The organism is Pseudomonas sp. ADPe (assembly GCF_014843515.1).
In the GTDB taxonomy this organism is placed as follows: domain Bacteria; phylum Pseudomonadota; class Gammaproteobacteria; order Pseudomonadales; family Pseudomonadaceae; genus Pseudomonas; species Pseudomonas citronellolis.
In genome coordinates this window covers 1,620,600-1,642,460 of record NZ_CP062122.1, presented here as the reverse complement: position 1 = coordinate 1,642,460, position 21,861 = coordinate 1,620,600, and the positions used below count along the sequence as shown (strand labels likewise).

The 21,861-nt window shown below is 66.7% G+C and carries 23 protein-coding genes; 21 read left to right on the top strand and 2 right to left on the bottom strand.

From position 1 onward, the window contains the following. Positions 1 to 542 precede the first annotated feature (542 nt). A complete protein-coding gene (suhB, locus tag IG194_RS07475; protein ID WP_009616159.1) occupies positions 543 to 1,358 on the bottom strand; it encodes an inositol-phosphate phosphatase in 816 nt (271 codons plus the stop codon). A 152-nt stretch (positions 1,359 to 1,510) separates the two neighbouring features. Here suhB and trmJ point away from each other — a divergent pair, with 152 nt between their 5' ends. The 21 genes from trmJ to IG194_RS07370 all read left to right on the top strand — a co-directional run bounded on the left by trmJ (position 1,511) and on the right by IG194_RS07370 (position 20,426). Then, positions 1,511 to 2,290, top strand: a complete 780-nt coding sequence (gene trmJ / locus IG194_RS07470) for a tRNA (cytosine(32)/uridine(32)-2'-O)-methyltransferase TrmJ (protein ID WP_058487334.1) — start codon at positions 1,511 to 1,513, stop codon at positions 2,288 to 2,290. Beyond that, positions 2,283 to 3,059, top strand: coding sequence for a serine O-acetyltransferase (gene cysE / locus IG194_RS07465; RefSeq protein WP_009616161.1), 777 nt, complete (start codon positions 2,283 to 2,285; stop codon positions 3,057 to 3,059). The genes trmJ and cysE overlap by 8 nt, the downstream gene beginning before the upstream one ends. Before the next feature lie 139 nt (positions 3,060 to 3,198). Further along, positions 3,199 to 3,696 carry a Fe-S cluster assembly transcriptional regulator IscR gene (iscR, locus tag IG194_RS07460; RefSeq protein ID WP_009616162.1) on the top strand — a complete coding sequence of 166 codons (498 nt, stop codon included), beginning with the start codon at positions 3,199 to 3,201 and terminating at the stop codon, positions 3,694 to 3,696. A 28-nt stretch (positions 3,697 to 3,724) separates the two neighbouring features. Continuing rightward, complete coding sequence (locus tag IG194_RS07455; protein WP_009616163.1) at positions 3,725 to 4,939, top strand: IscS subfamily cysteine desulfurase; 1,215 nt, start codon at positions 3,725 to 3,727, stop codon at positions 4,937 to 4,939. Between the two features lie 28 nt (positions 4,940 to 4,967). Beyond that, positions 4,968 to 5,354: a Fe-S cluster assembly scaffold IscU gene (gene iscU / locus IG194_RS07450; protein WP_009616164.1), complete on the top strand. Its 387-nt coding sequence runs from the start codon at positions 4,968 to 4,970 to the stop codon at positions 5,352 to 5,354. 25 nt (positions 5,355 to 5,379) lie between these two features. Continuing rightward, the gene (gene iscA / locus IG194_RS07445) at positions 5,380 to 5,703 is read left to right on the top strand and encodes an iron-sulfur cluster assembly protein IscA (RefSeq protein ID WP_009616165.1); all 324 of its coding nucleotides are present in this window, start codon (positions 5,380 to 5,382) and stop codon (positions 5,701 to 5,703) included. A gap of 7 nt (positions 5,704 to 5,710) precedes the next feature. After that, on the top strand, positions 5,711 to 6,232 hold the full coding sequence (gene hscB / locus IG194_RS07440; protein WP_043273029.1) for a co-chaperone HscB: 522 nt from the start codon (positions 5,711 to 5,713) through the stop codon (positions 6,230 to 6,232). Positions 6,233 to 6,277: 45 nt separating this feature from the next. Continuing rightward, entirely contained in the window at positions 6,278 to 8,137 is a 1,860-nt protein-coding gene (gene hscA, locus IG194_RS07435; protein ID WP_058487333.1) for a Fe-S protein assembly chaperone HscA, read from the top strand. Between the two features lie 6 nt (positions 8,138 to 8,143). Continuing rightward, on the top strand, positions 8,144 to 8,482 hold the full coding sequence (fdx, locus tag IG194_RS07430; protein ID WP_009616168.1) for an ISC system 2Fe-2S type ferredoxin: 339 nt from the start codon (positions 8,144 to 8,146) through the stop codon (positions 8,480 to 8,482). A gap of 10 nt (positions 8,483 to 8,492) precedes the next feature. Further along, positions 8,493 to 8,693, top strand: a complete 201-nt coding sequence (iscX, locus tag IG194_RS07425; RefSeq protein ID WP_009616169.1) for a Fe-S cluster assembly protein IscX — start codon at positions 8,493 to 8,495, stop codon at positions 8,691 to 8,693. Between the two features lie 480 nt (positions 8,694 to 9,173). Then, positions 9,174 to 9,605 (top strand): nucleoside-diphosphate kinase, encoded by a 432-nt coding sequence (ndk, locus tag IG194_RS07420; RefSeq protein WP_009616170.1) that lies wholly within the window; start codon positions 9,174 to 9,176, stop codon positions 9,603 to 9,605. A gap of 27 nt (positions 9,606 to 9,632) precedes the next feature. After that, entirely contained in the window at positions 9,633 to 10,775 is a 1,143-nt protein-coding gene (gene rlmN, locus IG194_RS07415) for a 23S rRNA (adenine(2503)-C(2))-methyltransferase RlmN (RefSeq protein WP_009616171.1), read from the top strand. Positions 10,776 to 10,793: 18 nt separating this feature from the next. Next, positions 10,794 to 11,549, top strand: a complete 756-nt coding sequence (gene pilW / locus IG194_RS07410; RefSeq protein WP_058487332.1) for a type IV pilus biogenesis/stability protein PilW — start codon at positions 10,794 to 10,796, stop codon at positions 11,547 to 11,549. Next, positions 11,546 to 12,580 (top strand): helix-turn-helix domain-containing protein, encoded by a 1,035-nt coding sequence (locus IG194_RS07405; protein ID WP_009616173.1) that lies wholly within the window; start codon positions 11,546 to 11,548, stop codon positions 12,578 to 12,580. The genes pilW and IG194_RS07405 overlap by 4 nt, the downstream gene beginning before the upstream one ends. A 2-nt stretch (positions 12,581 to 12,582) precedes the next feature. Next, positions 12,583 to 13,695 (top strand): flavodoxin-dependent (E)-4-hydroxy-3-methylbut-2-enyl-diphosphate synthase, encoded by a 1,113-nt coding sequence (gene ispG, locus IG194_RS07400; RefSeq protein WP_009616174.1) that lies wholly within the window; start codon positions 12,583 to 12,585, stop codon positions 13,693 to 13,695. A gap of 18 nt (positions 13,696 to 13,713) precedes the next feature. Next, positions 13,714 to 15,003 carry a histidine--tRNA ligase gene (hisS, locus tag IG194_RS07395; protein ID WP_058487331.1) on the top strand — a complete coding sequence of 430 codons (1,290 nt, stop codon included), beginning with the start codon at positions 13,714 to 13,716 and terminating at the stop codon, positions 15,001 to 15,003. A gap of 26 nt (positions 15,004 to 15,029) precedes the next feature. Continuing rightward, positions 15,030 to 15,674 (top strand): YfgM family protein, encoded by a 645-nt coding sequence (locus tag IG194_RS07390; protein WP_009616176.1) that lies wholly within the window; start codon positions 15,030 to 15,032, stop codon positions 15,672 to 15,674. 1 nt (position 15,675) lies between these two features. Further along, complete coding sequence (gene bamB, locus IG194_RS07385; RefSeq protein ID WP_099049079.1) at positions 15,676 to 16,818, top strand: outer membrane protein assembly factor BamB; 1,143 nt, start codon at positions 15,676 to 15,678, stop codon at positions 16,816 to 16,818. Between the two features lie 86 nt (positions 16,819 to 16,904). Next, positions 16,905 to 18,392: a ribosome biogenesis GTPase Der gene (gene der / locus IG194_RS07380; protein WP_009616178.1), complete on the top strand. Its 1,488-nt coding sequence runs from the start codon at positions 16,905 to 16,907 to the stop codon at positions 18,390 to 18,392. 103 nt (positions 18,393 to 18,495) lie between these two features. Beyond that, positions 18,496 to 19,644, top strand: coding sequence for a pyridoxal phosphate-dependent aminotransferase (locus IG194_RS07375; RefSeq protein ID WP_058487329.1), 1,149 nt, complete (start codon positions 18,496 to 18,498; stop codon positions 19,642 to 19,644). Continuing rightward, the gene (locus IG194_RS07370) at positions 19,632 to 20,426 is read left to right on the top strand and encodes an amidohydrolase (RefSeq protein ID WP_058487328.1); all 795 of its coding nucleotides are present in this window, start codon (positions 19,632 to 19,634) and stop codon (positions 20,424 to 20,426) included. The genes IG194_RS07375 and IG194_RS07370 overlap by 13 nt, the downstream gene beginning before the upstream one ends. 481 nt (positions 20,427 to 20,907) lie before the next feature. Here the strand turns inward: IG194_RS07370 and IG194_RS07365 are convergent, their stop codons facing one another. After that, positions 20,908 to 21,837, bottom strand: coding sequence for a sulfotransferase (locus tag IG194_RS07365; protein ID WP_058487327.1), 930 nt, complete (start codon positions 21,835 to 21,837; stop codon positions 20,908 to 20,910). Positions 21,838 to 21,861: the final 24 nt, after the last annotated feature.

Below are 21,861 nucleotides of genomic sequence, written 5' to 3'. Positions count from 1 at the left end.
GCGCCCCGCGGGGCGCCTTCTTCGTTTCCGGCAGAAGCTCTTCGTAGGATCTCATCCGCGATCCGCGCCGGGACGTCCGGCTATCGCGGACAAGGTCCGCTCCTACGGGAGAGGAGGAATACCATGCTCCCCGGAAACCTGTAGGAGCGGGCCCTGCCCGCGATTTCGCGCGCAGGGCGCGCTCCTACATGGGAATGGCGTGGGTGGGGCGGCGTAGCGGATCTTATCCGCGAATCGCGCCGATGCCTCCGGCTATCGCGGACAAGCTCCGCTCCTACGGGAGAGGAGGAATACCATGCTTCCCGGTAACCTGTAGGAGCGGGCCCTGCCCGCGATTTCGCGCGCAGGGCGCGCTCCTACATGGGAATGGCGTGGGTGGGGCGGCGTAGCGGATCTTATCCGCGAATCGCGCCGATGCCTCCGGCTATCGCGGACAAGGTCCGCTCCTGCAGGGGGCTGCGCCGAGGTGCTTTCGGAGGGGAGTTGAGCTTGCCGAACAAAAAAGCCCGGCACATGGCCGGGCTCTTTCATTCCGCTGATGCTCAGCGCTTGAACGACGGCGGCAGGTGCGGCTGGATGCTGGTCAGCAGCGCCTTGAAGCACTTGGTGTTGCCGGCGACGATGTGACCCTTCTCGAGGAATTCGTGGCTGCCGGTGAAGTCGCTCACCAGGCCGCCGGCTTCCTGCACCAGCAGCGCGCCCGCGGCCATGTCCCATTCGGACAGGCCGAATTCCCAGAAGGCGTCGAAGCGACCGGCCGCGACGTAGGCCAGGTCCAGGCTGGCGGCGCCGGCGCGGCGGATGCCGGCGGTCTGGCCGACCAGGCTACGGAACATGCCCAGGTAGGCGTCCAGGTGGTCCAGCTGGCTGTCGCGGAACGGGAAGCCGGTGCCCAGCAGGGCGCCTTCCAGGCTCTTGCGGTTGCTCACCCGCAGGCGGCGGCCGTTCAGCGCGGCGCCGCGGCCGCGGCTGGCGGTGAACTCTTCCTGGCGCACCGGGTCGAGGACCACGGCGTGCTCCAGGCGGCCCTTGTACTTGCAGGCGATGCTGACGGCGAAGTGCGGGACGCCATGGATGAAGTTGGTGGTGCCGTCCAGCGGGTCGATGATCCACAGGTAGTCGGCGCCTTCGCCGCTGCCCTCGAGGTAGCCGCCTTCCTCGCCCATGATGCCGTGGTTCGGGTAGGCCTTGCGCAGGGCGGTGACGATGCTGAGTTCGGCGGCGCGATCGACTTCGGTGACGTAGTCCTTGGCGTCTTTTTCGTTGACCGAGAGGGTGTCCAGGCGTTCGATGGAGCGGAAGATCAGTTCACCGGCGCTGCGGGCCGCGCGCAGGGCGATGTTCAGCATGGGCTGCATGGAGAGGTCACCTGGATGATGTTAAAGAAAGCCGAACATTGTACCAGAAAACCGTGGCGCTCATAGGGCGGCCTGTCGCTTGCGTGGCGCAAGACCGAGCGCTGCGGTAGGATTCCGTTCCTTTTCGTATCTGCTTGTGTGGAGAGCTTCGGTTGCTCGACAGAATTCGCGTGGTGCTGGTGAACACCAGTCATCCCGGCAATATCGGCGGTACCGCCCGGGCCATGAAGAACATGGGCCTGTCGCGCCTGGTGCTGGTCGACCCCATGGACTTCCCCAGCGGCGAGGCGGTGGCCCGCGCCTCCGGGGCGACCGACATCCTCGACGCCGCCCAGGTGGTGTCGAGCCTGGAAGACGCCCTGGTGGGCTGCAGCCTGGTGCTCGGCACCAGCGCCCGTGACCGGCGCATCCCCTGGCCGCTGCTCGACCCCCGCGAGTGCGCGACCACCAGCCTGCAGCACGCCCAGCAGGGCGGCGAGGTGGCCCTGGTGTTCGGCCGCGAGTACGCGGGTTTGACCAACGAAGAATTGCAGCGATGTCAGTTCCACGTGCACATTCCCGCCAACCCCGAGTTCAGCTCGCTGAACCTGGCGACGGCGGTCCAGGTGCTCGCCTACGAGGTGCGCATGGCCTGGCTGGCCGCCGAAGGCCAGCCGACCAAGCAGGAGAAGCTGGAGACCACCGCCATGCTCAACAGCCTGCCGGTGACCGCCGACGAGCTGGAGCGCTTCTATTCGCACCTGGAGTCCACCCTGGTCGACATCGGCTTCCTCGACCCGCAGAAGCCGCGGCACCTGATGTCGCGCCTGCGCCGCCTGTACGGCCGCGCCGGGGTCAGCAAGCTGGAGATGAATATCCTCCGGGGTATCCTCACCGAAACACAGAAGGCCGCGCAGGGCGCGGCCTGCAAGCGGAGTGAAGATGATGTTTGAGCGTGTGCGCGAAGATATCCAGAGCGTATTCCATCGCGACCCGGCAGCGCGCAATGCCTTCGAGGTACTCACCTGCTACCCGGGCCTGCACGCCGTGTGGCTGCACCGCCTGGCGCACCTGCTGTGGACTTCCGGCTGGAAGTGGCTGGCGCGCCTGGTGTCCAACTTCGGCCGCTGGATGACCGGCATCGAGATCCACCCCGGCGCTAGGATCGGTCGGCGCTTCTTCATCGACCACGGCATGGGCATCGTCATCGGCGAGACCGCCGAGATCGGTGACGACGTCACCCTCTACCAGGGCGTGACCCTCGGCGGCACCAGCTGGAACAAGGGCAAGCGCCACCCGACCCTGGCCGACGGCGTGGTGGTCGGCGCCGGCGCCAAGGTGCTCGGCCCGTTCACGGTCGGCGCCGGGGCGAAAGTGGGCTCCAACGCCGTGGTCACCAAGGAAGTGCCGCCGGGCGCCACCGTGGTCGGCATTCCCGGGCGCATCATCATGAAGGACGATGCCGAGCAGCAGGCCAAGCGCCAGGCCATGGCCGAGAAGCTCGGTTTCGACGCCTACGGCGTCAGCCAGGACATGCCCGACCCGGTGGCCCGCGCCATCGGTCAGCTGCTCGACCACCTGCAGGCGGTCGACGGCCGGCTGGAGGGCATGTGCCAGGCGCTGACGGCCCTGGGTAGCGACTACTGTGCGAAAAAACTGCCAGAGCTGCGTGAAGAGGACTTCGCCGGCGTCAAGGATGAAGAGGGCAAGGCGGCGCATTGATGCGTCGCTAACGATTTCCTGCTACATTATGCCGCCCTTCGCTGGCTAATCCCGAGTAATTTGATAGGTCTTATAGTTGACTCAAATACTCGGAAATGGCATCCTTTCGCCAGTCCAGTGATCCATTCGGGAATGTCCCATGCGTCTGACCACCAAAGGCCGCTATGCCGTAACCGCCATGCTCGACCTGGCGTTGCATGCCCAGCGTGGTCCGGTTTCCCTGGCGGACATTTCCGAGCGCCAGGGCATATCCCTGTCCTATCTCGAACAGCTGTTCGCCAAGTTGCGCCGTGGCAACCTGGTGACCAGCGTGCGCGGTCCCGGCGGCGGCTACCAGCTGTCCCGCGACATGGCCGGCATCCACGTCGCCCAGGTGATCGATGCGGTCAACGAATCGGTCGACGCCACGCGCTGCCAGGGGCAGGGGGATTGCCACTCCGGCGACACCTGCCTGACCCACCACCTTTGGTGCGACCTCAGCCAGCAGATCCACGAATTCCTCAGCGGCATCAGCCTCGCCGACCTGGTCGAGCGCCGTGAAGTCCAGGAAGTCGCGCAGCGGCAGGATGAGCGTCGTTGCGGAGGCACCGGCAAACGGCCGAGCCTCGATAAGATTGAAGCGTCCGCCATCGATTGAGCGCGCGCCAGCCTGTAGGAGTTACCTGATGAAATTGCCGATCTACCTCGACTACTCCGCCACCACCCCGGTGGATCCGCGCGTCGCTCAGAAGATGGCTGACTGCCTGCTGGTGGACGGCAACTTCGGCAACCCCGCCTCGCGCTCCCACGTGTTCGGCTGGAAGGCCGAGGAAGCCGTGGAGAACGCCCGCCGCCAGGTCGCCGAGCTGGTCAATGCCGACCCCCGCGAGATCGTCTGGACCTCCGGCGCGACCGAGTCCGACAACCTCGCCATCAAGGGCGTGGCGCACTTCTACGGCAGCAAGGGCAAGCACATCGTCACCTCGAAGATCGAGCACAAGGCGGTGCTGGACACCACCCGCCAGCTGGAGCGCGAAGGCTTCGAAGTGACCTACCTCGACCCCACCGAGGAAGGCCTGATCACCCCGGCCATGGTCGAGGCGGCGCTGCGTGACGACACCATCCTGGTCTCGATCATGCACGTGAACAACGAGATCGGCACCATCAACGACATCGCCGCCATCGGCGAGCTGACCCGCTCGCGCGGCATCCTGTTCCATGTCGACGCCGCGCAGTCCACCGGCAAGGTCGACATCGACCTGGACAAGCTCAAGGTCGACCTGATGTCCTTCTCCGCCCACAAGACCTACGGTCCCAAGGGCATCGGCGCCCTGTACGTGCGCCGCAAGCCGCGCGTGCGCCTGGAAGCCCAGATGCACGGCGGCGGCCACGAGCGCGGCATGCGCTCGGGCACCCTGGCCACCCACCAGATCGTCGGCATGGGCGAGGCCTTCCGCATCGCCAAGGAAGAAATGCACGCCGAGAACGAGCGCATCCGCGCCCTGCGCGACCGCTTCTTCGCCAAGCTCGAAGGCCTGGAAGAGCTCTACGTCAACGGCAGCCTGACCCAGCGCGTGCCGCACAACCTGAACCTGAGCTTCAACTACGTGGAAGGCGAGTCGCTGATCATGGCCCTGAAGGACCTCGCGGTCTCTTCCGGTTCGGCCTGCACCTCCGCCTCCCTGGAGCCGTCCTACGTGCTGCGCGCCCTGGGCCGCAACGACGAGCTGGCGCACAGTTCCATCCGTTTCACCTTCGGCCGCTTCACCACCGAGGAAGAGGTCGATTACGCCGCCGGTATCGTGGGGCAAGCCGTTTCCAAGCTGCGCGAGCTCTCGCCGCTGTGGGACATGTTCAAAGAGGGCGTCGACCTGTCCAAGGTCGAATGGCAGGCCCACTGACCCGCCCCATAGAGAGTGAGGATTAGCCATGGCATACAGTGACAAGGTCATCGACCACTACGAAAACCCGCGCAACGTCGGCAAGCTCGACGCCGAGGATCCCGATGTCGGCACCGGCATGGTCGGCGCGCCGGCCTGCGGCGACGTGATGCGCCTGCAGATCAAGGTCAACGAGCAGGGCGTGATCGAAGACGCCAAGTTCAAGACCTACGGCTGCGGTTCGGCCATCGCCTCCAGCTCCCTCGCCACCGAGTGGATGAAGGGCAAGACCCTGGACGAGGCCGAATCCATCAAGAACACCACCATCGCCGAAGAGCTGGCCCTGCCGCCGGTGAAGATCCACTGCTCGGTGCTCGCCGAGGACGCCATCAAGGCGGCCGTGCGCGACTACAAGCAGAAGAAGGGTCTGCTCTAACCGCTCAGTTGAGTAAGGAGTTCCCATGGCCATCAGCATGACCGAAGCCGCCGCCAAGCATGTCCAGCGCTCCCTCGAGGGGCGCGGCAAGGGCGAGGGCATTCGTCTTGGCGTGCGCACCACCGGGTGTTCCGGGCTGGCCTACGTGCTCGAGTTCGTCGATGAGCTGGCGCCCGAGGACCTGGTCTACGAGAGCCACGGCGTGAAGGTCATCATCGACCCGAAGAGCCTGGTCTACCTCGACGGCACCGAGTTGGACTTCACCAAGGAAGGCCTCAACGAGGGCTTCAAGTTCAACAACCCGAACGTTCGTGGCGAGTGTGGCTGCGGCGAAAGCTTCAACGTCTGAGGCCGGCGTGGGTAGTCCTTGCCACTTCGCGCTCTTCGACCTGCAGCCGGCTTTCCGCCTCGATCTGGATGCCCTCGGCCAGCGTTACCGTGAGCTGGTCCGTAGCGTCCACCCGGACCGTTTCGCCGATGCTTCCGAGCGCGAGCAGCGCGTGGCGCTGGAACGCGCCGCCGAGCTGAACGACGCCTACCAGACGCTGAAAAGCGCGCCGCGCCGGGCGCTGTACCTGCTGTCCCTGCGTGGCCAGGCGCTGCCGCTGGAAGCGACGGTGCAGGACCCGGAGTTCCTCCTGCAGCAGATGCAGTTGCGCGAGGAGCTGGAAGACCTGCAGGACAGCGCCGACCTGGATGGCGTAGCCGCCTTCAAGCGCCGCCTGAAGGCCGCCCAGCAGCAGCTGGAGGACAGCTTCGCCGATTGCTGGGACGACGCCGCGCGCCGCGAGCAAGCCGAGCGCCTGGTGCGCCGCATGCAGTTTCTCGACAAGCTGGCGCAGGAAGTGCGCCAGCTCGAAGAGCGACTCGACGATTAATCCGCGCGGCCCGTGCCGCGCCCGTTACGCCTGATTAGAAGCCGCATGGTCCTATTGCAGATCGCCGAGCCCGGACAAACCCCTCAGCCGCACCAGCGCCGGCTGGCCGTGGGCATCGACCTGGGCACCACCAATTCCCTGGTCGCCGCCGTGCGCAGCGGCGTCGCCGCACCCCTGGCCGATGCCGAGGGGCGCCTGATCCTGCCCTCGGCGGTGCGCTACCTGGCCGACCGCGTCGAGGTCGGCGAGTCGGTCAGGCGCGGCGCCTCCGCCGACCCGCTGAACTCCATCATCTCGGTCAAGCGCCTGATGGGCCGTGGCCTGGAGGATGTGAAGCAGCTCGGTGGCCAGTTGCCCTACCGCTTCACCCAGGGCGAGTCGCACATGCCCTTCATCGAGACCGTGCAGGGCCCGAAGAGCCCGGTCGAGGTCTCCGCGGAAATCCTCCGCAGCCTGCGCCAGCGCGCCGAAGCCACCCTGGGTGGCGAACTGGTCGGCGCGGTGATCACGGTGCCGGCGTATTTCGACGACGCCCAGCGCCAGGCCACCAAGGACGCCGCGCGCCTGGCCGGCCTGCACGTGCTGCGCCTGCTCAACGAGCCCACCGCCGCGGCGGTCGCCTACGGCCTGGACAAGAACGCCGAGGGCGTGGTGGCCATCTATGACCTGGGCGGCGGCACCTTCGACATTTCCATCCTGCGCCTGACCCGCGGCGTCTTCGAGGTCCTGGCCACCGGTGGCGACAGCGCCCTGGGCGGCGACGACTTCGACCATGCCATCGCCGGTTGGATCATCCAGCAGGCCGGCGTTTCCGACGACCTCGACCCGGGCAGCCAGCGCCAGTTGCTGCAGGCCGCCTGCGCGGCGAAGGAAGCCCTGACCCTCAACGAAAGCGTCGAGGTCGCCTATGGCGACTGGCGCGGCAAGCTGGACCGCAGCCAGCTGGACGCCCTGATCGAACCCTTCGTCGCCCGCAGCCTCAAGGCCTGCCGCCGCGCCGTGCGCGACTCCGGCATCGAGCTGGAGGACATCGGCGCCGTGGTCATGGTCGGCGGCTCCACCCGCGTGCCGCGTGTGCGCCAGGCGGTGGGCGAGCTGTTCGGCCGCGAACCGCTGGTGGACATCGACCCCGACCAGGTGGTGGCCATCGGCGCCGCCATCCAGGCCGACGCCCTGGCCGGCAACAAGCGCGGCGAAGAGCTGCTGTTGCTGGACGTCATCCCGCTGTCCCTGGGCCTCGAGACCATGGGCGGGCTGATGGAGAAGGTGATTCCGCGCAACACCACCATCCCGGTGGCCCGCGCCCAGGAATTCACCACCTACAAGGATGGCCAGACGGCCATGATGATCCACGTGCTGCAGGGCGAGCGCGAGTTGGTCAAGGACTGCCGCTCCCTGGCGCGCTTCGAGCTGCGCGGCATCCCGCCGATGGTGGCCGGCGCGGCGAAGATTCGCGTCAGCTTCCAGGTGGACGCCGACGGCCTGCTGGCGGTGTCCGCCCGCGAGATGAGTTCCGGCGTCGAGGCGAGCATCCAGGTCAAGCCGTCCTACGGCCTGACCGACGGCGAGATCGCCCGCATGCTGCAGGACTCCTTCCAGTATGCCGGCGACGACATGAACGCCCGCGCGCTGCGCGAGCAGCAGGTCGAGGCCCAGCGCCTGCTCGAAGCCGTGCGCTCGGCGCTGGACGCCGATGGCGAGCGCCTGCTGGACGCCGACGAGCGGCTGGCCATCGAGGCCAGCATGGATACCCTGCGCGAACTGGCCGCCGGTAGCGATACCGCCGCCATCGAGCAACAGATCAAGCGTCTGTCCCAGGTGACCGACGCCTTCGCCGCGCGACGGATGGACGCTTCCGTCAAGGCCGCCCTGGCCGGTCGCCGGCTCAACGAAATCGAGGAATAAGCGAAGATGCCGCAGATCGTATTTCTGCCCCACCCCGAGCATTGCCCGGAGGGCGCGGTGGTCGAGGCCCAGCCGGGCGAGACCATCCTCAAGGCTGCGCTGCGCAACGGCATCGATATCGAGCACGCCTGCGAGATGTCCTGCGCCTGCACCACCTGTCACGTGATCGTGCGCGAGGGCTTCAACTCCATGGAACCGTCCGACGAGCTGGAAGACGACATGCTGGACAAGGCCTGGGGCCTGGAGCCGGATTCGCGCCTGTCGTGCCAGGCGGTGGTGGCGGATGAGGACCTGGTGGTGGAGATTCCGAAATACACCATCAACCAGGTTTCCGAAGGTCATTGAGGGAGCGGACATGAGCCTGAAATGGACCGATGTGCTGGAAATTGCCATCCAGCTGGCCGATAGCCATCCCGACGTGGACCCGCGCTACGTCAACTTCGTCGACCTGCACAACTGGGTGGTCGGCCTGCCGGAATTCAGCGACGACCCGTCGCGCGGCGGCGAGAAGGTCCTGGAAGCCATCCAGGGCGCCTGGATCGAAGAGGCGGAATAGGTGGGCTGGAAGCTGGAAGCTGGAAGCCGGAAGCTTGAAGCCGGAAGTGAAAGGCGCCACGCTTTCTAGCTTCTAGCTTCTAGCTTCTAGCTTCTAGCTTCTAGCTTCTAGCTTCTAGCTTCTAGCTTCTAGCTTCTAGCTTCTAGCTTCTAGCTTCTAGCTTCTAGCTTCTAGCTTCTAGCTTCTAGCTTCTAGCTTCTAGCTTCTAGCTTCTAGCTTCTAGCTTCTAGCTTCCAGCTTCCAGCCGCCCTTATGCTTTTCCCCGAACCCGCGTATAATTCGCGGGTTTTATCTTTAGGTGTTCGCTCAGGTTCCCCGCGGTGCCTGTCGATACCGCCGGAGCGCTGCGTGCGTACCGGCCCCGCGCGTGCCAGCCAGAGGCTGCCGCTGTCGCGCGGCTCACCCTGAATCACAGAAGCTCCTGGGCTCGTCCCAGGGGCTTCTCGGCATTACCAACCTTGCTTTTCGGAGTTATCCCAAATGGCCCTGCAACGTACCTTCTCCATCATCAAGCCCGACGCCGTCGCCAAGAACGTCATCGGCGAAATCCTGACCCGCTTCGAGAAGGCCGGTCTGCGCGTCGTCGCTTCCAAGATGGTCCAGCTGTCCGAGCGCGAAGCCGGCGGCTTCTACGCCGAGCACAAAGAGCGCCCCTTCTTCAAGGACCTGGTCGCCTTCATGACCTCCGGCCCGGTCGTCCTGCAGGTTCTGGAAGGCGAAGACGCCATCGCCAAGAACCGTGAGCTGATGGGCGCCACCGATCCGAAGAAAGCCGACGCCGGCACCATCCGCGCCGATTTCGCCGTTTCCATCGACGAGAACGCCGTTCACGGTTCCGACTCGGAAGCTTCGGCTGCCCGCGAGATCGCCTACTTCTTCTCCAGCACCGAGGTGTGCGAGCGCATTCGCTGATCCAGGCGAATGGGCGAGGGTGAATCCATGACTGATACCGCTGCAAAGGCCAACCTGCTGGGCATGACCAAGCCCCAGCTCGAGGAATTCTTCGAGTCCATCGGTGAAAAGCGCTTCCGCGCCGGCCAGGTGATGCAATGGATTCACCACTTTGGCGCCGAGGACTTCGACGCCATGACCAATGTCGGCAAGGCCTTGCGCGAAAAGCTCAAGGCCTGTGCCGAGATCCGCGGCCCCGAAGTGGTCAGCCAGGACATCTCCAGCGACGGCACCCGCAAGTGGGTGGTGCGCGTGGCGTCCGGCAGCTGCGTCGAGACCGTGTACATCCCGCAGAACGGCCGCGGCACCCTGTGCGTGTCGTCCCAGGCCGGCTGCGCCCTGGATTGCAGCTTCTGCTCCACCGGCAAGCAGGGCTTCAACAGCGACCTGACCTCCGCCGAGATCATCGGCCAGGTGTGGCTCGCCAACAAATCCTTCGGCACCGTGCCCGGCAAGATCGACCGCGCCATCACCAACGTGGTGATGATGGGCATGGGCGAGCCGCTGCTGAACTTCGACAACGTCGTCACCGCCATGAGCATCATGATGGAGGACTTCGGCTACGGCATCTCCAAGCGCAAGGTGACGCTGTCCACCTCCGGCGTGGTGCCGATGATCGACAAGCTCGGCGAAGTCACCGACGTGTCCCTGGCGCTGTCGCTGCACGCGCCCAACGACGAGCTGCGCAACCAGCTGGTGCCGATCAACAAGAAGTATCCCCTGGCGGTGCTGCTGGATGCCTGCCAGCGCTACATCGGCCGCCTGGGCAAGGAACGCGTGCTGACCGTCGAGTACACCCTGCTCAAGGACGTCAACGACCAGCCCGAGCACGCTGAGCAGATGATCGCATTGCTCAAGGAAATTCCTTGCAAGATCAACCTGATTCCGTTTAATCCGTTCCCCCATTCCGGTTACGAGCGGCCGAGCAACAACTCGATCCGCCGTTTCCAGGACATGCTGCACAAGGGCGGCTTCAACGTCACCGTGCGCACCACCCGCGGCGACGACATCGACGCCGCCTGCGGCCAACTGGTCGGCCAGGTGATGGACCGTACCCGCCGCAGCGAACGCTACATCGCCGTACGCCAGCTGGCGGCCGACGCCGAGAAGGCGCCCGCCAATCGAAACTGATCTCGAGGGAGGATTCCGATGACCTTGCGCGCCGCGCTGTTCGTGTTCCTGGCCAGCCTGCTGGCGGGTTGCGTGACGTCTGGGAAGCAGGATCCCCTGAGCACCGCCAAGGGCCGTGAAGAGGCCCGCGACGCCTACATCCAGCTGGCCATCGGCTACCTGCAGAACGGCAATACCGAGCAGGCCAAGGTGCCGCTGCGCCAGGCCCTGGAGCTGGACTCCTCGAGCGCCGACGCCCACGCCGCGCTGGCCCTGGTCTACCAGCAGGAGATGGAGCCCAAGCTGGCCGAGCAGGAATACCGCAAGGCGTTGTCCTCGCGCTCGGATGCGCGCATCTGGAACAACTATGGCAGCTTCCTGTACGAACAGAAGCGCTACGACGAGGCCACCAATGCCTTCCAGAAGGCCGCCGAGGACAGCCTCTACCCGGAGCGCTCGCGGGTCTTCGAGAACCTCGGCCTGGTCAGCCTCCAGCTGAAGCAGCGCGAGCAGGCCAAGCAGTACTTCGAAAAGGCCCTGCGCCTGAACCGCCGGCAACCCAGCGCCTTGCTGGAAATGTCGCAGCTGTCCTACGACGATCGCCAGTACGTGCCGGCGCGCGACTACTACAACGAATACCTGAAGCAGGGACAGCAGAACGCCAAGAGCCTGCTGCTGGGCGTGCGGCTGGCCAGGGTCTTTGACGACAAGGACACCGCCGCCAGCTACGGCCTGCAGCTCAAGCGCCTGTATCCCGCATCCCCCGAATACCAGGCATACCAGGCAGAGAAATGATGAAGACGTCGCAGCCAGAAGTCGCCAGCACGAGCCGCGCCAATCCGGGTGAGGCCTTGCGCCAGGCGCGCGAGAGCCGGGGCTGGTCGACCTCGCAGGTGGCCGGTCAACTGAACCTCACCGAGAACTCCCTGCGCCAGCTGGAACTGGGCAATTTCGACAAGCTGCCGGGCCACACCTTCGCCCGCGGCTACGTGCGCGCCTACGCCAAGCTGCTGGGCATGGACCAGGCGCAGATGGTCAGCGCCTTCGACCAGTACACCGGCACCGACGCCACCGGTAGCAACGTGCAGAGCCTCGGCCGGGTGGCCGAGCCGATGCGCCTGTCGCGCAACCTGCTGCGCCTGTTCAGCCTGCTGCTGCTGGCCCTGCTGGTGGGCTTCGGCTACTTCTGGTGGCAGGAGCGCGCCGGGCGCAACCTCGCCGAGAACAGCGGCCTGAACCTGGAGCACGTCGAGGTCGAGAGCGCCGACGGCACCACCGAAGTGCACAGCCTCGACGAGCCCGAAGACCAGGCCGTCGCCGAGGACAAGGCCAGCGCGCCGAGCGAACCGGCTGGCGACAGCGGCGCCGCCGAGCCCGAACAGAACGCCGAGGCCCCGGCCAACCCGGCCGAGACCGCGCCCCAGGTGGCCGCCCCCGCAGCGCCGGCTGCTCCCGCCGCGCCGGCCGCCAACACCGCCGCCGTGCCTGCGACTCCGGCCGCTCCTGCCGCCCCGGCGGTTCCGGCCGCGCCCGCAGCCGAACCTGCTGCCCCGGCTGCCGCTCCGGTGGTGGCTTCGGCCGGCCAGGGCGTGGTCAAGGTGCAGTTCATCGCCGACTGCTGGACCCAGGTCACCGACGCCGACGGCAAGGTCCTGGTCAGCGCGCTCAAGCGCAAGGGCGACTCCATGGAAGTCGCCGCCAAGGTTCCCCTGGAGCTGCGCCTGGGCTTCGCCCGCGGCGCCCAGGTCAGCTACAACGGCCAGCCGGTCGACGTTTCGCCCTATTCCCGCGGCGAGACGGCACGCATGAAGTTGGGTGGTAACTAAAGATGCATTGCGCTTCTCCGATCAAACGCCGCCAGTCCCGCAAGATCTGGGTCGGCTCGGTGCCGGTGGGCGGTGACGCGCCCATCGCCGTACAGAGCATGACCAACACCGATACGCTGGACGTGGCCGCCACAGTCGCGCAGATCCGCCGCCTGGAAGACGCCGGCGCGGACATCGTGCGCGTCTCGGTGCCGGACATGGACGCGGCCGAGGCCTTCGGCAAGATCAAGCAGCAGGTCCGCGTGCCGCTGGTGGCCGACATCCACTTCGACTACAAGATCGCCCTGCGCGTGGCCGAGCTGGGCGTCGACTGCCTGCGCATCAACCCCGGCAACATCGGCCGCGAGGACCGCGTCAAGGCGGTGGTGGACGCGGCCCGCGACAAGAACATCCCGATCCGCATCGGCGTCAACGCCGGTTCGCTGGAGAAGGACCTGCAGAAGAAATACGGCGAGCCGACCCCCGAGGCCCTGCTGGAATCGGCCATGCGCCACGTCGAGCATCTCCAGCGCCTGGATTTCCAGAACTTCAAGGTCAGCGTGAAGGCCTCCGACGTGTTCATGGCCGTGGCGGCCTACCGCCTGCTGGCCAAGGAAATCGAGCAGCCGCTGCACCTGGGCATCACCGAGGCCGGCGGCCTGCGCTCGGGCACCGTGAAGTCCGCGGTGGGCCTGGGCATGCTGCTGGCCGAGGGCATCGGCGACACCATCCGCATCTCCCTGGCCGCCGACCCGGTGGAAGAGATCAAGGTCGGTTTCGACATCCTCAAATCCCTGCACCTGCGCTCGCGCGGCATCAACTTCATCGCCTGCCCGAGCTGCTCGCGGCAGAACTTCGACGTGGTCAAGACCATGAACGAGCTGGAAGGCCGCCTCGAAGACCTGCTGGTGCCGATGGACGTGGCCGTGATCGGCTGCGTGGTCAACGGCCCGGGCGAGGCCAAGGAGGCCCACATCGGCCTCACCGGCGGCACGCCGAACAACCTCGTCTACATCGACGGCAAGCCGGCGCAGAAGCTGCAGAACGAAAACCTGGTGGATGAGCTGGAACGGCTGATCCGCGAAAAAGCGGCCGCCAAGGCCGAAGCCGACGCCGCCCTGATCGTGCGCGGCTGACCGCAACAAGGACAACATGTGAGCAAGTCCCTGCAAGCCATTCGTGGCATGAACGACATCCTGCCGGACCAGACCCCGGTATGGCGCTACCTGGAAAACACCTTCGCCGGCCTGCTGGAAGAATACGGCTACAGCGAGATCCGCCTGCCGATCATGGAGTTCACCGAGCTCTTCGCCCGCGGCATCGGCGAAGGCACCGACGTGGTCGACAAGGAGATGTACACCTTCCTCGACCGCAACGAGGAGTCGCTGACGCTGCGCCCCGAAGGCACCGCGGGCACCGTGCGGGCCATGCTCGAGCACGGCCTGACCGGCGGCGGCCAGGTGCAGAAGCTCTGGTACACCGGGCCCATGTTCCGCTACGAGAAGCCGCAGAAGGGCCGCTACCGCCAGTTCCACCAGATCGGCGTGGAAGTCTTCAACCTGCCGGGGCCGGACATCGACGCCGAGCTGATCATCCTCACCTGGCGCCTGTGGCAGAAGCTGGGCATGGCCGACGCCGTGACCCTGCAGCTCAACACCCTGGGCTCCAGCGAGGCCCGCGCGCGCTACCGCGAAGCGCTGGTGGCCTACCTGCAGGAACGCTTCGAGCAGCTCGACGAAGACAGCCAGCGGCGCATGACCACCAACCCGCTGCGCATCCTCGACAGCAAGGTGGAAAGCACCCAGGCGCTGCTGGTCGGCGCGCCGACCCTGCACGACTACCTGGACGAAGAGTCGATCGCCCACTTCGAGGGCCTGAAGGCCCGCCTGGACGCGGTCGGCCTGCGCTACGAGATCAACCAGAAGCTGGTGCGCGGCCTGGACTACTACTGCCGCACCGCCTTCGAATGGGTCACCGACAAGCTCGGCGCCCAGGGCACCGTCTGCGGCGGGGGCCGCTACGACGGCCTGGTCAGCCAGTTCGGCGGCAAGCCGACGCCGGGCGTGGGTTTCGCCATGGGCGTGGAACGCCTGGTGCTGCTGCTGGAGACCCTGGGCGTGGTGCCCGCCGAGCTGAAGCGCCCGGCCGACGTCTACGTCTGCGCCTTCGGCGAGCCGGCCGAACTGGCCGCCCTGGGCCTGGCCGAGAAGCTGCGCGATGCCGTCCCCGGCATCCGCCTGCTGCTCAACGCCGGCGCCGGCAGCTTCAAGAGCCAGTTCAAGAAGGCCGACAAGAGCGGCGCCCAATTCGCCCTGATCCTGGGTGACGACGAACTGGCTGCGCGCGTGGTAGGTTTCAAGCCCCTGCGTAGCGAGGGTGAGCAACAGAACATAGCCTGGGAGGCTCTGCCCGAGCACCTGGCAGCCTGCATCCAGCGGGCCTGAGAATCGAGCGGATTAGGAGTATTGGGGTGACCACGCGTACCGAAGAAGAACAACTGGCGGATCTCAAGGACTGGTGGCAGCGCAACGGCATGCCCCTGCTCACCGGGGCCGCCCTGGCGCTGGTGGTGGTGTTCGGCTGGCAGGCCTGGAAGAAGTACCAGGCCAACCAGGCGCAGAACGCCTCCATCCTCTACCAGCAACTGGTCGAAGCCTCGCTGACGCCCTCCGGCCAGCCGGACACCGCGCGCGTCGCCGAGCTGGCCAACAAGCTGACCAGCGAGTACGGCGGTACCCACTACGCCCAGTACGGCCGCCTGTTCGTCGCCAAGGTGGCGGTGGACGCCGGCAAGCTGGACGATGCCGCCAGCGAGCTGAAGGCCGTGGTCGACAAGCCGGTTGACGCCACCCTCGGCGAATTGGCCCGCCAGCGCCTGGCCCGTGTCCTGGCCGCCCAGGGCAAGGCCGAGGACGGCCTGAAGCTGCTCGAAGGCGACGCCGACAAGGCCTACGTCTCCAGCCGTGAAGAACTCAAGGGCGACCTGCTGGTGCAGCTCAAGCGCACCGACGACGCCCGCAGCGCCTACGAGAAGGCCAAGGCCGCCCTGCCCGAAGAGGCCGCCGCCGGCGCCCTGCAGGTGAAACTCGACGACCTCGCCAAGGGAGGTGCCTGAGATGCTGCGCTGGAAACATGCGGCGCTGCTGGCGCTGACCCTGCTCGCGGTCGGTTGCAGCAGCAACAGCAAGAAGGAACTGCCGCCTGCGGAACTCACCGACTTCAAGGAAGAGGTGCGCCTGGACAAGCAGTGGAGCCGCTCGGTCGGTGACGGCCAGGGCGACCTCTACGAACTGCTGCAGCCGGCCGTGGACGGCTCCAGCATCTATGCCGCATCCGCCGAAGGCCGCGTCATGGCCATGCAGCGCGAGAACGGCGATGTGCTCTGGAAACAGGACCTCGACCTGCCGATCTCCGGTGGTGTCGGCGTCGGTGGCGGCCTGGTGCTGGTCGGCACCCTGAAGGGCGACGTCATCGCCCTGAACGCCGCCAACGGTGAGCAGAAGTGGCGTACCCGCGTGCCCAGCGAAGTGCTGGCGGCGCCGGCCACCGACGGCGACGTGGTGATCGTGCAGACCCAGGACGACAAGCTGATCGCCCTCGACGCCAGCACCGGCAACCAGCGCTGGGTGTACGAGAACACCGTGCCCGTGCTGACCCTGCGCGGCACCGGCGCCCCCATCATCGCCGGGCGCATGGCCATCGCCGGCCTGGCCAGCGGCAAGGTGGTGGCGGTGGACGTGCAGCGTGGCCTGCCGATCTGGGAAACCCGCGTCGCCGTGCCCCAGGGCCGTTCCGAGCTGGACCGCGTGGTGGACATCGACGGCGGCCTGACCCTGGTCGACAACGTGATCTACGTGGCCAGCTACCAGGGCCGCGCCGCCGCCCTCGACCTGGCCAGCGGCCGGGTGATCTGGCAGCGCGAGGCCTCCAGCTACGCCGGCGTCGCCGAGGGCATCGGCAGCGTCTACGTCAGCGATGCCAGCGGCACCGTGGAAGCCCTGGACGGCCGCAGCTCGTCCTCGCTGTGGAGCAACGACGCCCTGGCGCGCCGCCAGCTGTCGGCCCCGGCGGTGTTCTCCAGCAACGTGGTGGTGGGCGACCTGGAGGGCTACGTGCACCTGCTGAGCCAGGTGGACGGCCGCTTCGTCGGCCGCGAGAAGGTCGACGGCGACGGCGTGCGCGTGCGCCCGCTGGTGGTCGACCGGTGGATGTACGTGTATGGCAACAGCGGAAAGCTGGTCGCCTTCACCATTCGCTAAGCTATGTTCTACCTGCCGGCCGCTGTTGGATGACGACAGCGGCCGGCGTGTTTTTTACGAATTCCTGAAATTTCCTGGAGAGCCGCATGGTTCCCGTAATCGCCCTGGTGGGCCGCCCCAACGTCGGCAAGTCCACCCTGTTCAACCGCCTGACCAAGACTCGCGACGCCATCGTCGCCGAGTACGCCGGCCTGACCCGCGACCGCCAGTACGGCGAGGCCAAGTGGCAGGGCAAGAAATTCATCGTCATCGATACCGGCGGCATCACCGGTGACGAGGAAGGCATCGACGCCAAGATGGCCGAGCAGTCGATGCAGGCGATCGAGGAAGCCGATGCGGTGCTGTTCATGGTCGACGCGCGCGCGGGCCTGACCGCCGCCGACGAGATGATCGCCGAGCACCTGCGCAAGCGGAACAAGCGCAGTTACCTGGTGGCCAACAAGATCGACACCGTCGATCCGGACATCGCCCGCGCCGAATTCAGCCCGCTGGGCCTGGGCGACGCCCTGACCATCGCCGCCGCCCACGGCCGCGGCATCACCCACATGCTGCAGACGGCCCTGGGCGAGATGTTCCAGCCCGAGCCCGAGGCGCCGGAAGACAACGACCTGCCGGACGAGCTGGAAGAAGTTGCCGAGGGCGAGGAAGCCAAGCGCATTCCCGGCCCGAGCGAGAAGGACGGCATCAAGATCGCCATCATCGGCCGCCCCAACGTCGGCAAGTCGACCCTGGTCAACCGCATGCTCGGCGAGGAGCGGGTGATCGTCTACGACCAGGCCGGCACCACCCGCGACAGCATCTACATCCCGTTCGAGCGCAACGAAGAGAAGTACACCCTGATCGACACCGCCGGCGTGCGCCGCCGCGGCAAGATCTTCGAGGCGGTGGAGAAGTTCTCGGTGGTGAAGACCCTCCAGGCCATCCAGGACGCCAACGTGGTGATCTTCGTGATGGACGCCCGCGAGGGCGTGGTCGAGCACGACCTCAACCTGCTCGGCTTCGTGCTGGAGACCGGCCGCGCGCTGGTCATCGCGCTGAACAAGTGGGACGGCATGGAGTCGGGCGAGCGTGACTACGTCAAGACCGAACTGGAGCGCCGCCTGCTGTTCGTCGACTTCGCCGACATCCACTTCATCTCGGCGCTGCACGGCACCGGCGTGGGCCACCTGTACAAGTCGGTGCAGGAGTCGTTCCGCTCCGCCGTCACCCGCTGGCCCACCAGCAAGCTGACGCAGATCCTCGAGGATGCGGTGCAGACGCACCAGCCGCCGATGGTCAACGGCCGCCGCATCAAGCTGCGCTACGCCCACCTGGGCGGTGCCAACCCGCCGCTGATCGTGGTCCACGGCAACCAGACCGAAGCGGTGCCCAAGGCCTACACCCGCTACCTGGAGAAGACCTACCGGCGCGTGCTCAAGCTGGTCGGCACGCCGATCCGCATCGAGTACAAAGGCGGCGAGAACCCCTTCGAAGGCAAGAAGACCCAGCTCACCGAGCGCCAGGTCAACAAGAAGCGCCGGCTGATGTCGCACCACAAGAAGGCCGAAAAGAAAAAGAAAGACAAGAAGCGCTAGCCGCAAGCCTGAAGCTGGAAGCCGGAAGTAGGGCGCTTCCAGCTTCCAGCTTCCAGCTTCCAGCTTTAAGCTAGGCAACCCCCTTCGCCTGCAGTCCTTCGCCATGCTCACCAGCAAACTGCCCAACGTCGGCACCACCATCTTCACCCGCATGTCGCAGCTCGCCGCCGAGTGTGGCGCGCTCAACCTGTCCCAGGGTTTCCCCGACTTCGACGGCCCCGCCGCCTTGCGCGAGGCGGTGGCCCGCCACGTCATGGCCGGGCACAACCAGTACTGCCCGATGACCGGCCTGCCGGCGCTGCGCGAGCAGGTGGCGGCCAAGGTCGCCGCCTTCTACGGGCGCAACGTCAGCGCCGACGCCGAAGTGACCATCACCCCCGGCGCCACCGAGGCGATCTTCTGCGCCGTGCAGGCGCTGATCCGCCCCGGCGACGAGGCCATCGTCCTCGACCCCTGCTACGACAGCTACGAACCCTCGGTGGAACTGGCCGGCGGCCGCTGCGTGCACGTGCCGCTGAACCTGCCGGCCTTCCGCATCGACTGGCAGCGCCTGGCCGACGCCATCACCCCGCGCACCCGCCTGATCTTCCTCAACAGCCCGCACAACCCCAGCGGCGCGCTGATCGACCGCGCCGACCTGGACCGCCTGGCGGCGCTGATCCGCGAGCGCGAGATCTACGTCATCAGCGACGAAGTCTACGAGCACCTGATCTACGACGGCGTGCAGCACGCCAGCGTGCTGGCCCATGACGAACTCTATGCCCGCGCCTTCGTTGTCAGCTCCTTCGGCAAGACCTACCACGTCACCGGCTGGAAGACCGGCTACGTGGTGGCGCCGCAGGCTTTGTCGGCGGAGATGCGCAAGATCCACCAGTACGTGAACTTCTGCGGCGTCACCCCGCTGCAGTGGGCGCTGGCCGACTTCATGGCCGCGCACCCCGAGCACCTGCGCGAGCTGCCGGGCTTCTACCAGGCCAAGCGCGACCTGTTCTGCGACCTGCTGAGCGGTTCGCGCTTCAGCTTCCAGCGCGCCGCCGGCACCTACTTCCAGGTGGTCGACTACTCGGCGATCCGCCCGGACCTGGACGACGTCGCCATGGCTGAGTGGCTGACCCGCGAACACGGCGTGGCGGCCATCCCGGTCTCGGTGTTCTACCAGCAGGCCCCGGCGGACATGCGCCTGGTGCGCTTCTGCTTCGCCAAGAAAGAGGAGACGCTGCGCCAGGCGGCGGACAAGCTATGCGCGATCTGAGCCAACTGCCCGACCTCAACCTGGCCCTGGTGCAGACCACCCTGGCCTGGCACGACGCGCCGGCCAACCGCGCGCACTTCGACGCGCTGCTGGAACAGGCCCGCGGCACCGACATCGTCATCCTCCCGGAGATGTTCACCACCGGCTTCTCCATGGACTCCGAGGCCCTGGCCGAGGCGGAGGAGGGCGAGACCTACGCCTGGCTGCGCCACCAGGCCGCGCGCATGGACGCCGTGGTGACCGGCAGCGTGATCGTCCGCGCCGCCGACGGCAGCCACCGCAACCGCCTGCTCTGGGCCCGCCCGGACGGCGAGATCCTCCACTACGACAAGCGCCACCTGTTCCGCATGGCCGGCGAGCACAAGCACTACACGCCGGGCGAGCGCCAGGTGCTGCTGGAGTGGAAGGGCTGGCGGGTGCGCCCGCTGGTCTGCTACGACCTGCGCTTCCCGGCCTGGAGCCGCGACGCCCAGGACACCGACTTGCTGCTCTACACCGCCAACTGGCCGGCCGCCCGCCGGTTGCACTGGAACCGTCTGCTGCCGGCGCGGGCCATCGAGAACCTGTGCTACGTGGCGGCGGTGAACCGCGTCGGCGAGGACGGCAAGGGCCACGCCTATGCCGGCGACAGCCAGGTGCTGGACTTCCAGGGCGAAGCGCTGCTGGAAGCGGCTAACGGCGACGGCGTGTTCCACGCCAGCCTCTCGGCCCAGGCGCTGGCCGCCTACCGCGAACGCTTCCCGGCCTACCTCGACGCCGACCACTTCGTCATCGAGCCCTGACGGCTGTGGGCACGCTTTTCGTAGGATGGTGTTGAGCGAAGCGATACCCATCGCCCCGCTCGACTGCACGCCGTCCCTGTCGACGCAATCGCGGGGCCTGCTCCGTGCCTCCCTGTAGGAGCGGGCCCTGCCCGCGAATCGCGCGCAGGGCGCGCTCCTACAGGTTGATGCCGAACCTTGTGCCCATGCCGGACAGCCCTCTCTCCCGCTTGCGGGAGAGGGTGCGGCGTAACCCACAACACGGTTGTCGCCGGTAATCACCATTCGCGAGCAAGCTCGCTCCTAGCGCATGAGCGAGCATGGCTTTTCGTAGGATGGTGTTGAGCGAAGCGATACCCATCAGCGCAACCGCATGGGTTTCGCAAGCTCAACCCATCCTACGAAGAGCGTCCCGGTGCGGCCCGCAAGACAGTTGCTCCTACAGGCGAAATGCCATGCCTTGCGCCCCTGTAGGAGCGGGCTCCGTCCGCGATTCGAACCGTCAGGACGCCGCCAGCACCCCCTCGATACGCCGATGCAGGTTGCCCAGCGGCGTGAAGTGCGCCGGATCGATGTGGTTGGAATTCTGCTCCAATTGCACCAGGCGCATGCCGCCGGCGACCTGCCCGCGCAGTTCCTCGTAGGCGGCGATGACCTCTTCCGCCAGGGCGCGGGCGTGCTCCGGCACCTGCTCCAGGCTGTAGCGCCTGACCCGGGCGTTGTCGTAGTAGCCGGCGGCCTCGCCCAGGTCGACGCCCAGCCATGCGCCGGTGTCGCGCAGCACCGCCTCGCCGAGGTCCTCGTGGAACACCGCCCTGACCGAAGGCAGGTTGCGCAGGAAGCGGATGTACAGCGCCATCACCTGCAGGAAGCTCTTGAGCACCGTGTCGTAGCCGGCTGCCTCGTCGCCGTTCAGCTCGGCCAGGCCGCGGGTCGACATGAGCACGTCGATGGGGTTGCGGAAGGTGAAGACGTAGTGCGAACGGTAGAAATGCCGGCAATGGAATTCGAACAGTTGCTGGCAGGTGCGCGCGGCCTCGTGGGGATTGACCACGATCTTGCTGCCGACGTAGCGGTAGTGCCGGGCTAGCCGGGCCAGGTAGCGGTGCCAGGGGGCGTCCTGGTCGAACAGCGGCGGGCAGAAGCTGCTCTTGTTCTCCTGGTTGCCCCAGGACCTGTGCATGGCGTTGTAGCGCGCGGCGAAGTCCGGGGTGCCCGGGTCGTCCTGCAACGCCGGTTCGCCGAGGAGGAATATCTCCGGCGAGCTGTTCAGGGCGTTCTGGAAGACGGTGGTGCCGCTGCGCGCCGCGCCGATGACGAACAGGCCGCGGTCGTCTGGCACCGCGATGTCGGCGGTTTCCGTCAGGAGCGATTCTTCGCGTTGCGGGTTGGACTTCAGAACCTGCCAGAGGCGTTGCGGCGTGGACAGCATTCTCTGCTCCGTTTTTCTTCTTGT

Bases quoted from the DNA above. Each gene is read 5' to 3' on its own strand.
- iscR (WP_009616162.1), top strand. From the start codon at position 3,199: ATGCGTCTGACCACCAAAGGCCGCTATGCCGTAACCGCCATGCTCGAC.
- ndk (WP_009616170.1), top strand. From the start codon at position 9,174: ATGGCCCTGCAACGTACCTTCTCCATCATCAAGCCCGACGCCGTCGCC.
- IG194_RS07365 (WP_058487327.1), bottom strand. From the start codon at position 21,837: ATGCTGTCCACGCCGCAACGCCTCTGGCAGGTTCTGAAGTCCAACCCG.
- pilW (WP_058487332.1), top strand. From the start codon at position 10,794: ATGACCTTGCGCGCCGCGCTGTTCGTGTTCCTGGCCAGCCTGCTGGCG.
- iscX (WP_009616169.1), top strand. From the start codon at position 8,493: ATGAGCCTGAAATGGACCGATGTGCTGGAAATTGCCATCCAGCTGGCC.
- der (WP_009616178.1), top strand. From the start codon at position 16,905: ATGGTTCCCGTAATCGCCCTGGTGGGCCGCCCCAACGTCGGCAAGTCC.
- IG194_RS07375 (WP_058487329.1), top strand. From the start codon at position 18,496: ATGCTCACCAGCAAACTGCCCAACGTCGGCACCACCATCTTCACCCGC.
- cysE (WP_009616161.1), top strand. From the start codon at position 2,283: ATGTTTGAGCGTGTGCGCGAAGATATCCAGAGCGTATTCCATCGCGAC.
- rlmN (WP_009616171.1), top strand. From the start codon at position 9,633: ATGACTGATACCGCTGCAAAGGCCAACCTGCTGGGCATGACCAAGCCC.
- fdx (WP_009616168.1), top strand. From the start codon at position 8,144: ATGCCGCAGATCGTATTTCTGCCCCACCCCGAGCATTGCCCGGAGGGC.
- IG194_RS07405 (WP_009616173.1), top strand. From the start codon at position 11,546: ATGATGAAGACGTCGCAGCCAGAAGTCGCCAGCACGAGCCGCGCCAAT.
- IG194_RS07370 (WP_058487328.1), top strand. From the start codon at position 19,632: ATGCGCGATCTGAGCCAACTGCCCGACCTCAACCTGGCCCTGGTGCAG.
- iscU (WP_009616164.1), top strand. From the start codon at position 4,968: ATGGCATACAGTGACAAGGTCATCGACCACTACGAAAACCCGCGCAAC.
- suhB (WP_009616159.1), bottom strand. From the start codon at position 1,358: ATGCAGCCCATGCTGAACATCGCCCTGCGCGCGGCCCGCAGCGCCGGT.
- ispG (WP_009616174.1), top strand. From the start codon at position 12,583: ATGCATTGCGCTTCTCCGATCAAACGCCGCCAGTCCCGCAAGATCTGG.
- iscA (WP_009616165.1), top strand. From the start codon at position 5,380: ATGGCCATCAGCATGACCGAAGCCGCCGCCAAGCATGTCCAGCGCTCC.
- IG194_RS07455 (WP_009616163.1), top strand. From the start codon at position 3,725: ATGAAATTGCCGATCTACCTCGACTACTCCGCCACCACCCCGGTGGAT.
- hscA (WP_058487333.1), top strand. From the start codon at position 6,278: ATGGTCCTATTGCAGATCGCCGAGCCCGGACAAACCCCTCAGCCGCAC.
- bamB (WP_099049079.1), top strand. From the start codon at position 15,676: ATGCTGCGCTGGAAACATGCGGCGCTGCTGGCGCTGACCCTGCTCGCG.